Origin of the sequence: Pseudomonas sp. URMO17WK12:I9, from assembly GCF_900230165.1 — a bacterium.
Taxonomy (GTDB): Bacteria; Pseudomonadota; Gammaproteobacteria; order Pseudomonadales; family Pseudomonadaceae; genus Aquipseudomonas; species Aquipseudomonas fulva.
Map to the genome: position 1 here is coordinate 398,735 of NZ_OCMQ01000001.1, position 11,827 is coordinate 410,561.

At 60.6% G+C, this 11,827-nt stretch carries 9 protein-coding genes; 8 read left to right on the plus strand and 1 reads right to left on the minus strand.

Annotated features, from left to right (window positions below; genetic code table 11):
• Window positions 1-84 precede the first annotated feature (84 nt).
• From serC to CRP40_RS01840, 7 genes are all read left to right on the plus strand, one after another.
• Window positions 85-1,170: a 3-phosphoserine/phosphohydroxythreonine transaminase gene (gene serC / locus CRP40_RS01810; protein WP_023533733.1), complete on the plus strand. Its 1,086-nt coding sequence runs from the start codon at window positions 85-87 to the stop codon at window positions 1,168-1,170.
• Window positions 1,170-2,264 (plus strand): prephenate dehydratase, encoded by a 1,095-nt coding sequence (gene pheA / locus CRP40_RS01815; RefSeq protein WP_023533762.1) that lies wholly within the window; start codon window positions 1,170-1,172, stop codon window positions 2,262-2,264. Before serC ends, pheA begins: the two co-directional genes overlap by 1 nt.
• A gap of 110 nt (window positions 2,265-2,374) precedes the next feature.
• Window positions 2,375-4,582 (plus strand): bifunctional prephenate dehydrogenase/3-phosphoshikimate 1-carboxyvinyltransferase, encoded by a 2,208-nt coding sequence (locus CRP40_RS01820; RefSeq protein ID WP_027915876.1) that lies wholly within the window; start codon window positions 2,375-2,377, stop codon window positions 4,580-4,582.
• Window positions 4,579-5,265, plus strand: coding sequence for a (d)CMP kinase (gene cmk / locus CRP40_RS01825; RefSeq protein ID WP_023533778.1), 687 nt, complete (start codon window positions 4,579-4,581; stop codon window positions 5,263-5,265). The genes CRP40_RS01820 and cmk overlap by 4 nt, the downstream gene beginning before the upstream one ends.
• A gap of 124 nt (window positions 5,266-5,389) precedes the next feature.
• Entirely contained in the window at window positions 5,390-7,066 is a 1,677-nt protein-coding gene (gene rpsA / locus CRP40_RS01830; protein WP_003252673.1) for a 30S ribosomal protein S1, read from the plus strand.
• A 154-nt stretch (window positions 7,067-7,220) separates the two neighbouring features.
• Window positions 7,221-8,096 (plus strand): carboxylate/amino acid/amine transporter, encoded by an 876-nt coding sequence (locus tag CRP40_RS01835; RefSeq protein WP_027915877.1) that lies wholly within the window; start codon window positions 7,221-7,223, stop codon window positions 8,094-8,096.
• Between the two features lies 1 nt (window position 8,097).
• Window positions 8,098-9,033, plus strand: coding sequence for an AEC family transporter (locus CRP40_RS01840; RefSeq protein ID WP_027915878.1), 936 nt, complete (start codon window positions 8,098-8,100; stop codon window positions 9,031-9,033).
• A gap of 129 nt (window positions 9,034-9,162) precedes the next feature.
• Here CRP40_RS01840 and CRP40_RS01845 read toward each other — a convergent pair whose 3' ends face one another.
• Window positions 9,163-10,161, minus strand: coding sequence for a DUF2314 domain-containing protein (locus CRP40_RS01845; protein ID WP_081728225.1), 999 nt, complete (start codon window positions 10,159-10,161; stop codon window positions 9,163-9,165).
• A 463-nt stretch (window positions 10,162-10,624) separates the two neighbouring features.
• Between CRP40_RS01845 and CRP40_RS01850 the strand changes: the two genes are divergently transcribed.
• Window positions 10,625-11,800, plus strand: a complete 1,176-nt coding sequence (locus CRP40_RS01850) for a DUF3800 domain-containing protein (protein WP_027915879.1) — start codon at window positions 10,625-10,627, stop codon at window positions 11,798-11,800.
• Window positions 11,801-11,827 lie beyond the last annotated feature (27 nt).

The window sequence follows — 11,827 nt, forward strand, 5'->3', positions numbered from 1 at the left end:
CCAGGCATTTGGCCTGCAAGGGCCCCAGGCAGGCCTGGGCCACCGAATTACGATGTTGTTCTATTTGGCAGAGCGAGAGTGGATGTGAGCAAACGAGCCTTTAACTTCTGCGCAGGCCCTGCCGCGCTTCCTGATGCCGTGCTGCAGCGCGCCCAGGCCGAGATGCTGGACTGGCACGGCAAGGGCCTGTCGGTCATGGAGATGAGCCATCGCAGCGACGACTACGTGGCCATAGCCGAGAAGGCCGAGCAGGACCTGCGTGACCTGCTGTCCATCCCCTCCAATTACAAGGTGCTGTTCCTGCAGGGCGGCGCCAGCCAGCAATTTGCCGAAATCCCGCTCAACCTGTTGCCTGAAGACGGCACCGCCGACTACATCGAGACCGGTATCTGGTCGAAGAAAGCCATCGAGGAAGCGCGCCGCTTCGGCAACGTCAACGTGGCTGCCAGCGCCAAGCCCTACGACTACCTGGCCATCCCTGGCCAGAACGAATGGAACCTGACCGCCAACGCAGCCTACGTGCACTATGCCTCCAACGAGACCATCGGTGGCCTGCAGTTCGACTGGGTGCCACAGACCGGCGATGTGCCGCTGGTGGTCGACATGTCCTCCGACATTCTCTCGCGCCCCATCGACGTGTCGCAGTTCGGCCTGATCTACGCAGGTGCCCAGAAGAACATCGGCCCCAGCGGGCTGGTGGTGGTCATCGTGCGTGAAGACCTGCTGGGCCATGCCCGCAGCAGCTGCCCGACCATGCTCGACTACAAGGTTTCGGCAGACAATGGCTCGATGTACAACACGCCTGCGACTTATGCCTGGTACCTCTCGGGCCTGGTCTTCGAGTGGTTGAAGGAGCAGGGCGGCGTGGACGCCATGGAGCAGCGCAACCGTGCCAAGAAAGACCTGCTGTACGGGTTCATCGATGCCAGCGCGTTCTACAGCAACCCGATCAGCGTCAATGCCCGGTCGTGGATGAACGTGCCGTTCCGCCTGGCCGACGAGCGTCTGGACAAGGCCTTCCTGGCCGGTGCCGACGCCCGTGGCCTGCTCAACCTCAAGGGACACCGGTCAGTCGGAGGCATGCGTGCATCCATCTACAATGCCTTGGGTCTGGATGCGGTCGAAGCCCTGGTGGCCTACATGGCTGAATTCGAGAAGGAGCACGGTTGATGTCCGAGCATGAACTGCAGGCGCTGCGTGTGCGCATCGACAGCCTCGACGAAAAGATTCTCGAGCTGATCAGCGAGCGTGCCCGCTGCGCCCAGGAAGTGGCCAAGGTCAAGACGGCGTCGTTGGCCGAGGGCGAGGCGCCGGTGTTCTATCGTCCCGAGCGCGAGGCTGCCGTGCTCAAGCGCGTGATGGAGCGCAACAAGGGCCCGCTGGACAACGAGGAGATGGCGCGGCTGTTCCGCGAGATCATGTCCTCGTGCCTGGCATTGGAAGAGCCGCTCAAGATCGCCTACCTGGGCCCTGAAGGCACCTTTACCCAGGCCGCCGCCATGAAGCATTTCGGTCATGCGGTAGTCAGCCGCCCGATGGCGGCCATCGACGAGGTGTTCCGCGAAGTGGCGGCCGGGGCCGTGAACTTCGGCGTGGTGCCGGTGGAAAACTCCACCGAAGGCGCAGTGAGCCACACCCTGGACAGCTTCCTCGAGCACGACATGGTGATCTGTGGCGAAGTGGAGCTGCGTATTCACCACCATCTGCTGGTGGGCGAGAACACCAAGACCGACAGTATCAGCCGCATCTACTCCCATGCCCAGTCATTGGCCCAGTGCCGTAAGTGGCTCGATGCCCACTACCCCAATGTCGAGCGGGTAGCGGTGTCGAGCAACGCCGAGGCTGCCAAGCGGGTCAAGGGTGAGTGGAACTCGGCGGCCATCGCCGGCGACATGGCGGCCAACCTGTACGGGCTGACCCGCCTTGCCGAGAAAATCGAGGACCGCCCGGACAACGCCACGCGGTTCCTGATGATTGGCAGCCAGGAAGTGCCGCCCACTGGGGACGACAAGACCTCGATCATCGTCTCGATGAGCAACAAGCCCGGTGCCCTGCACGAGCTGTTGGTGCCGTTCCACCAGAACGGCATCGACCTGACCCGCATCGAGACCCGGCCTTCGCGCAGTGGCAAGTGGACGTATGTCTTCTTCATCGACTTCGTCGGTCATCACCGCGATCCGTTGATCAAGGCAGTGCTCGAACAGATCAGCCAGGAGGCGGTGGCGCTGAAAGTGCTGGGGTCTTATCCGAAGGCGGTGCTTTGAAGCGCAACCTTCTGGGCCGATGCATGGCCCCGTAAGCCCTCAAGGACTGCCTCGATTTTCGTACAGGGTTCATACCAGTGGTAAAAGCAGCAAAAACCAAACCCGTCCCGATCATCGACCGCCTGGTGGTGGTCGGTCTCGGTCTGATCGGTGGCTCGTTCGCCAAAGGCCTGCGTGAAAGTGGCCTGTGCCGCGAAGTGGTCGGCGTCGACCTCGATGCGCCTTCGCGCAAGCAGGCCGTTGCCCTGGGCGTGGTCGATCGCTGCGAAGAGGACCTGGCCACGGCCTGCATTGGCGCCGACGTGATCCAGCTGGCCGTGCCGATCCTGGCCATGGAGAAAGTCCTGGCGCGCCTGGCCCGGCTCGATCTGGGTGAGGCCGTGATCACTGACGTCGGCAGCGCCAAGGGTAACGTCGTGCGCGAAGCGCGTTCGGTCCTTGGCGAGCGCTTGTCGCGCTTCGTGCCTGGCCACCCCATCGCCGGCTCCGAGCAGAGCGGGGTGGAGGCGTCCAACGCCAGCCTGTTCCGTCGGCATAAGGTCATCCTCACGCCGCTGGCCGAAACCGACCCTGCTGCGTTGGCCCTGGTCGATCGCCTGTGGCGTACGCTGGAGGCTGACGTTGAGCATATGCCCGTCGAGCGCCACGACGAAGTGCTGGCTGCGACCAGCCACTTGCCACACCTGCTGGCCTTCGGGCTGGTCGATTCGCTGGCCAAGCGCAATGAAAACCTGGACATCTTCCGGTACGCTGCGGGAGGCTTTCGCGATTTCACAAGAATCGCCGGTAGCGACCCGACCATGTGGCATGACATCTTTCTCGCCAACCGCGACGCTGTCCTGCGCACACTCGATACATATCGCAGTGATCTCGACGCCTTGCGCGACGCGATCGCTGAAGGGGACGGGCACCAGCTGCTGGGTGTTTTCACCCGCGCTCGGTTTGCCCGCGAGCATTTCAGTAAAATCCTGGCCCGCCGGGCCTATGTGGACGCTATGAACGCCAACGATCTGATTTTCCTGGCCCAACCCGGTGGCCGCCTGAACGGGCGAATCCGCGTACCGGGCGACAAGTCGATTTCCCACCGCTCGATCATGCTCGGCTCGCTGGCCGAAGGCACCACCGAGGTCGAGGGTTTCCTCGAAGGTGAAGATGCCCTGGCGACCTTGCAGGCATTTCGCGACATGGGCGTCGTCATCGAAGGCCCCCATCAGGGCCGCGTGACCATCCATGGTGTCGGTCTGCACGGCCTGAAGCCGCCGCCGGGTCCACTGTACGTGGGTAACTCCGGCACCTCGATGCGCCTGCTGTCGGGCCTGCTGGCCGGCCAGTCGTTCGACGTCACCATGACCGGCGACGCCTCGCTTTCCAAGCGCCCGATGAACCGGGTGGCCAACCCGCTGCGCGAAATGGGCGCCGTGGTCGAGACCGGCCCCGAAGGCCGTCCGCCGCTGACCATTCGCGGCGGCAAGCCGCTCAAGGGCCTGACCTACACGCTGCCGATGGCCAGCGCCCAGGTCAAATCCTGCCTGCTGCTGGCCGGCCTGTACGCCGAGGGGCGCACCACCGTCACCGAGCCGGCGCCAACGCGCGACCACACTGAGCGCATGCTGCGCGGTTTCGGATACCACGTGCAGTCCGATGGCCCGGTCGCCTCGTTGCAGTCCGGCGGCAAACTCACCGCCACCCGCATCGAGGTGCCGGCCGATATCTCGTCTGCAGCGTTCTTCCTGGTGGCGGCATCCATTGCCGAGGGGTCGGAACTGGTGCTCGAACATGTCGGCATCAACCCGACCCGCACCGGCGTCATCGACATCCTGCGCTTGATGGGCGGCGACATCACCCTGGAGAACCAGCGTGAGGTGGGCGGTGAGCCGGTGGCGGACCTGCGTGTGCGCGGTGCCAAGCTCAAGGGTATCGAGATCCCGGAGGCGCTCGTGCCACTGGCCATCGACGAATTCCCCGTGCTGTTCGTCGCCGCTGCCTGCGCCGAAGGGCGTACCGTGCTGCGCGGTGCCGAAGAACTGCGCGTGAAAGAGTCCGACCGCATCCAGGTGATGGCCGATGGCCTGCTCACTTTGGGCATCCAGTGTGAGCCCACCCCCGATGGCATCATCATCGACGGCGGGCAACTGGGCGGCGGTGAGGTGCACGGGCACGGTGACCACCGCATCGCGATGGCCTTCAGCGTCGCATCGCTGCGCGCCAGCGCGCCGATTCGTATCCATGACTGCGCCAACGTCGCCACTTCGTTCCCCAACTTCCTGTCGCTGTGCGCTGAGGTTGGCATCCGCGTGGCCGAAGAGGGCAAGTCGTGAGCGCCTTGACGCCAGTCATTACTATCGACGGGCCCAGTGGTTCCGGCAAGGGGACCGTGGCCGGTCTGATGGCGCGCGAGCTGGGCTGGCGGCTGCTGGATTCGGGCGCGCTGTACCGTCTGCTGGCCTTCAATGCCAGCAACCATGGCGTGGACCTGACCAACGAGGAGTTGCTGACTCAGCTTGCCGCCCATCTGGATGTGCAATTCATTGCCGCCGAGCCCGGTAAACTGCAGCAGATCATTCTCGAGGGTGAGGATGTCAGCAACGTGATTCGCACCGAGACCGTCGGTGCCGGTGCTTCCATGGTTGCTTCGCTGCCTGCGGTGCGCGATGCGCTGCTGGTGCGCCAGCGCGCCTTTCGCGAGGCCCCAGGCCTGATTGCCGATGGCCGTGACATGGGCACGGTGGTGTTTCCGGACGCGCCGCTGAAGGTATTTCTGACCGCCAGTGCCGAGGAACGTGCCCGCCGCCGTTACCTTCAGTTGAAGGGCAAGGGTGAAGATGTTAGTCTGTCGAGTCTGCTGGATGAGATTCGTGCGCGTGACGAGCGCGACACCCAACGTGCAGTGGCCCCGCTCAAACCAGCGGCCGATGCCATTCAGTTGGACTCAACCGAGTTGTCCATCGAGCAGGTGTTGCAACGTATCAGGAGCGAGCTCGCCTTGCGCGATCTCCTCTGATAACCAGGAAGGCAGGCAGGGGCACCAGTCAACGTCCTGCCCGCTTTCCTTTATCTAAACGAAACCCACATTGTCTGGAATGTGGCGATGGGCGTCTGTTTCGCCCGAATCTACAGGAATTAAAATGAGCGAAAGCTTTGCAGAACTCTTTGAAGAAAGCCTGAAAACCCTCAATCTTCAGCCGGGTGCGATCATCACCGGTATCGTTGTCGACATCGACGGCGACTGGGTTACCGTACACGCTGGCCTGAAGTCCGAGGGCGTCATCCCGCTCGAGCAGTTCTACAACGAAGCTGGCGAGCTGACCATCAAGGTCGGTGACGAAGTGCACGTTGCGCTGGACGCGGTCGAAGACGGCTTTGGCGAAACCAAGCTGTCCCGTGAAAAAGCCAAGCGCGCCGAGTGCTGGATTGTTCTGGAAGCAGCTTTCGCCGCCGAAGAAGTGGTCAAGGGCGTTATCAACGGTAAGGTTAAGGGCGGCTTCACTGTCGACGTTAACGGCATCCGTGCGTTCCTGCCGGGCTCCCTGGTTGATGTCCGCCCAGTGCGCGACACCACCCACCTGGAAGGCAAAGAGCTGGAATTCAAGGTCATCAAGCTCGACCAGAAGCGCAACAACGTTGTCGTTTCCCGTCGCAGCGTGCTGGAAGCCGAGAACTCCGCCGAGCGCGAAGCCCTGCTGGAAACCCTGCAGGAAGGCCAGCAAGTCAAAGGTATCGTCAAGAACCTCACCGACTACGGCGCATTCGTGGACCTGGGCGGTATCGACGGCCTGCTGCACATCACCGACATGGCTTGGAAGCGTATCAAGCACCCATCGGAAATCGTTAACGTTGGCGACGAAGTCGACGTACGCGTTCTGAAGTTCGACCGCGAGCGCAACCGCGTTTCGCTGGGTCTGAAGCAGATGGGCGAAGATCCGTGGGTAGCTATCACTGCCCGTTACCCAGAAGGTACTCGCGTACAGGCTCGCGTAACCAACCTGACCGACTACGGCTGCTTCGCTGAGCTGGAAGAAGGCGTTGAAGGTCTGGTACACGTTTCCGAAATGGACTGGACCAACAAGAACATCCACCCGTCGAAAGTCGTTCAGGTTGGCGACGAAGTGGAAGTCATGGTTCTGGACATCGACGAAGAGCGTCGTCGTATCTCCCTGGGCATCAAGCAGTGCAAGTCCAACCCATGGGAAGACTTCTCCGGCCAGTTCAACAAGGGTGACAAGATCACCGGTACCATCAAGTCGATCACCGACTTCGGTATCTTCATTGGTCTGGACGGCGGCATCGACGGCCTGGTTCACCTGTCCGACATCTCCTGGAACGAAACCGGCGAAGAAGCCGTACGTCGTTTCAAGAAGGGCGACGAGCTGGAAACCGTCATCCTGTCGGTCGATCCAGAGCGCGAGCGCATCTCCCTGGGCATCAAGCAGCTGGAAGACGATCCGTTCTCCAACTTCGTTGCTGTCAATGACAAGGGCGCTATCGTCAAGGGCATCGTGAAAGAAGTTGACGCCAAAGGTGCCATCGTCACCCTGGCCGACGACATCGAAGCCACTCTGAAAGCTTCCGAAATCAGCCGTGACCGCGTTGAAGACGCGCGTAACGTTCTGAAGGAAGGCGAAGAGATCGAAGCCAAGATCATCAGCGTTGACCGCAAATCGCGTGTCATCAGCCTGTCGATCAAGTCCAAAGACGACGCTGAAGAGCGTGAAGCCATCCAGAGCCTGAAAAACGCTCCGGAAGCGGCTGCCGATACCACCATGGCTGCGCTGCTGCGCGAAGCAATGGCCAAGCAGAACTGAGTTCTGTTTGATCGGTAAAAAGGGCGACCCTCGGGTCGCCCTTTTTTATGGGCGTCATCTTCGCCTCGTTTAGGGCGTGTCCCTACGTTTTTCGTGGTTGAACTCGCTTGCCTCAACCCGCTAAGGTCCCGACCTTGATTTTCGAGAGACAACCATGGGCTATCTGATCATCGTTGCGCTTATCCAGGCGTTCTCTTTCAGCTTGATAGGCGAGTACCTGGCCGGCCACGTCGACAGCTATTTTGCCGTGCTTGCACGCGTGGTGCTGGCGGGCCTGGTCTTTCTGCCGTTGACCCGATGGCGGCAGGTAGAACCGCGCTTTGTCCGCTCGATGCTGCTGATAGGTGCCTTGCAGTACGGCATCACCTACGTGTGCCTTTACTTGAGCTTTCGCGTGCTCAGCGTACCTGAGGTATTGCTGTTCACCATTCTTACGCCGTTGCACGTGACCCTGATCGAAGATGCCATGAACCGGCGGTTCAACCCATGGGCGCTGCTGGCAGCGCTGGTGGCCGTAGCCGGCGCGGCGGTGATTCGCTTCGACAGCATCAGTGGCGAATTCTTCATGGGCTTCCTGTTGCTACAGCTGGCCAACTTCACGTATGCCGCGGGCCAAGTGTTGTATCGGCATCTGGTTGCCCGTTTTCCCAGTGACCTGCCGCACTATGCGCGGTTCGGCTATTTCTACCTGGGGGCACTGTTGGTGGTCCTACCTGCGTTTGTGTTGTTCGGCAACGGCGCACACCTGCCCAGCACGTCGGTGCAGTGGGGCGTGTTGGTGTTTCTGGGGCTGTGCCCCACGGCGCTGGGCCTGTACTGGTGGAACAAGGGTGCTTGCCTGGTATCGGGTGGCACGCTCGCCGTGATGAACAACCTGCACGTGCCGGTGGGGCTGCTGCTCAACCTGCTGATCTGGAACCAGCATGAACCGCTTGGGCGGCTTCTGGCAGGCGGAGCCATCATTCTGGGATCGGTATGGTTGAGTCGTTTCAGTGCACGGGCACAGGCCCCAATGCCCGGCAAAGCCTGACATGCACACCGTTTTCGTGATTGTCGCACCGATCTTCGCCTTGATCATCGTCGGCTACCTGTGCCGCCGTACCCATAAACTGGGCGACAAGGCAGCGGCCGAAATCAACAAGATGGTGGTCTGGCTGTGCCTGCCGGCCTTGCTGTTCAAGGTCACCGCCACGGCCACCTGGGCTGAAATCTGGCACCCTGGTTTCATCGCCGCATTTGGCGCCGGGGCCCTGGCGATGTTTGCGATTACCCTGCTATGGCGGCTGCGCGGCGGCCATGGATTAGTGGCGTCGAGCATCGATGGGCTGAGTGCCGGCTACGCCAACACCGGCTACATCGGCATTCCCTTGTGCTTGCTGCTGTTCGGTCAGCCTGGCTTGCAACCAGCGCTGATTTCATCGTTGATTGTGGTCTGCCTGGTATTTGCCCTGTCGCTGATGCTGATCGAAATCGGCTTGCAGGATGAGCCCGAAGTGGGCCGCGCCGTGGGTCTGGTGCTCAAGGCGTTGGCCAAAAACCCGCTGGTCGTCGCGCCGCTGGCAGGTGCAGCGTGGGCCATGACCGGGCTGGGGCTGGCCGAACCGGTGATGCACTTGCTCGACATGCTCGCATTGGCCACCACGCCCTGTGCACTGGTGTCGCTCGGAGCCTTTCTGGCAGAGAAACAGCCGCGCGCACAGGCCAGCCCCTGGCCGCTGGTGGCGTTGAAATTGATCGGCCAGCCGGCGCTGACCTGGGTGCTGGCGTACAAGGTGTTTCACCTGCCCGACATGTGGGCCGCCTCGGCCGTGCTGCTGGCTGCACTGCCCACCGGTACTGGGCCGTTCATGCTGGCGGAGTACTACAACCGGGATGCGGGCTTGATCTCCAGGACCATTCTCTGGTCAACGGTGGTCTCACTGCTGACCTTGACGGCGCTGCTTTACCTTTTGGGGTATGCGCAGTGAATGAGCGGTTCGAACGCTCAGAGATTCCGATCGCGTTCAGCGACATGCTGGCCGGGACCTGAACACTGAGGGTGAGGCGCTGGTCCAGAACGCCTCACCGACACGGCTGCTTGACCGCCGGGTAGGTCGCTAGCGCACCAGCAGCCAGATCAAGGCCACCACGATTACCACGCCAGCCACGATCATCCAGCGCGGCCGGCTGTTTTGCTGTGGCTGCGCCTGGGCGTGGGGCCGGGTGTGCGTCTGCTCCTCGTCAGGTTCAGCGGGTCGCGCCTGCGGGGCAGGGGCGTGCGGCGCTGCAAGCGGCACCTCCTCCCCGCGCAACAATCGCACCAGTCGCGGCCAGCCTGCCTGCTCGGCCAGTTGCAACGGCGTTTGACCCAGCGGGTTGAGCGCCGAGGTGTCGGCCCCGTGCTCAAGCAGAGCGCTCACCACCGGGTAGTTGCCCGCCAGCGTTTCGCGGTGCAGCAGCAACCAACCGCCCTCATCGGGATCGGTCACCATGGCAGGATGTTGCACCAGTGCATCGTGCACCTGCGCCACCATGTTCACGGCCATGGGATGGTCAGCCTCTTCCAGCCGCTTGAGCGCTTCGGCGTCAGCAGGAGTATCCAGGGCCCGCGAGAGCAATACCTGAGGTTGCCCTTTGGGTGCCGGTACGAGCGCCACGAACCCGGGCTCACCAAATTCCAGGCCCCACGCCGCATCGTGTTCAGCACGTTCGGTTGCGGGCATCTCGCTGCGCATTGCATCGATGGTGAAGCCTCCATAGACCTCACCGGCAGACACGTACATCCAGTCAGTGAGCGCCGAAAACGGCAGCGTCACACGCTGCGCTGCATCGAAGCCCGTAGCCCATTCCGGTTCGTTGAGCAGTACGCCGCTGATCGAGACGCCGTCGAACGCCACTTCGCTGAGCCACATGTTCTCGACGGTTGGCAGTTCCGGGTCGTTGCCCTTGACCGGGAAAGCCATCTTCACGGCGGCCATTTCCAGGCCCTTGATGATCCGGCGCGCCTCCCAGGAGAGCTCGCGCCAGAAGAACTTGAACGTGGCCTGTGCATTGGCGATGGCGGCTTGAAGGGCAGGGCTGTTGTCGTCGGCCGGGTAGATGATTTGCTCGGTCATGGGGTACATCCGTGTGAGTGCGCGTTGATGACGAAGAGTATCAAGGTCATCTGACCGAAGAGCAGGGAGCTGGTTCGAGAGGCTGGCGAGCCTTGAACACAGCCATAGTCTTTCGTAACGTTCTTCTGGGGTTGGGAGGCAGGAATTGGCTTTCTCGGAAGCTCGTACAGAGTCTAGGCATGCCGGATTCAACGTTTATAAGGTAAGGCACTAAGGCTTGATTCACCTCAGTTCAGACGCCGGTGCAATACTAGACCGCATAGGCGTGGGTCCATAGAATCCATAGAGACACTACACTCCTTTCATGCGATTTTGTTGGTAGCGCTTGACTGCGACTGCATAGCTCCGCTAGTTATGGAGTCTCCATAGCCAGAGTGGAAGCAGCCCTGATCGCGTCCACATATTCAGCGAAGGACCTGCTCCTGGTAGCACTACGGCTACCTATTAATGAGGAGGCATCTAATTGGATAAGACATACGCCTATGTGGACGAGTCAGGTAATTCTGATCTGGGCATATCCAAGGCCGGGAGCTCTCGTTTCTTCGTCATTTGTTCCATTCTTGTTGCTGAGAAAAATCTGCAGGATGCCTACCACTGTGCCGAGGCGCTCCGGCGGAAGCACTTCCAAACGGGCGAAATCAAGTCCAGTAAGGTGCGGGCGAAGGATGCTGAGCGACGTGTTCGTATTCTGACCGACCTGGCGAACCTTCCGATCAAGCTCTATTTCGTGGCGGTGGAGAAGGAGCGCATCTACAAAGATGGGGGGCTGCAATTCAAGACCTCGTTCGTGAAGCATATCAACGGATTGCTTTACAACCGACTTTTCACGAACTGCCACAGTCTGCAGATGATGGTAGATGAGCATGGCGGAGCTGAGTTTCAGGAAAGCCTTAAGGCCTACGTTGAGGATCGCTATATGGGAGACCTCTTCGGGGACGATCATGCATTCCAGACAAAATCCAGCAAGGATGATGTGTTGATTCAGGTCGCTGATTTCTTTGCGGGGTCCGTGGCCCAGCTCTATGAGCAAAAAGCTGTCGGCATTATTACTGAGGTCTATAAAAAGATCCTACGTGAGCAGACGCTCGGCATTCTCGAATGGCCACCCAAGTTCAATTCGCTGCTTGCTCCCTCGATGGATGATTCCAGCTACGCGGACTGGCATGTGCATCAGGAGGCTCTGCGTCAGGCGGATATTTTCATCGATAAAGCCGGCCTTTATCCGGACGAGGACGAGCGTTTGCAGCTCAGTATTCTGGATTACCTCAGATTCCAGAGTGAGTTTGTGACCAAGGACTACATTCCAATAGCCGACATCCTTGCTCATCTGGAGGAGAGGGGCTTTGGTGATCTGTCCAAGCAGCGTGTGAGGTCGAGCGGCATTGCAAAGTTACGAGATGCTGATGTCATCATCACGAGTACATCCAAGGGATATAAGATTCCCCAAACAAGAGCTGACATCAATGACTTTCTCGAGATGGCATCAGGTGTGGTCGTGCCGTTGCTTGAGCGTGTCAAAAAAGCCCGAGAGGTTTACATGCTCAGTAGTCGAGGTGAGTACGACATCATCAAGGCTTCAAGGCTCGTGGACCTACAGAAACTACTATCCTCACTTGATGACCTGATCACAGAGAGATGATGGGTAGCTTTCGGTACAGGCCGAGGG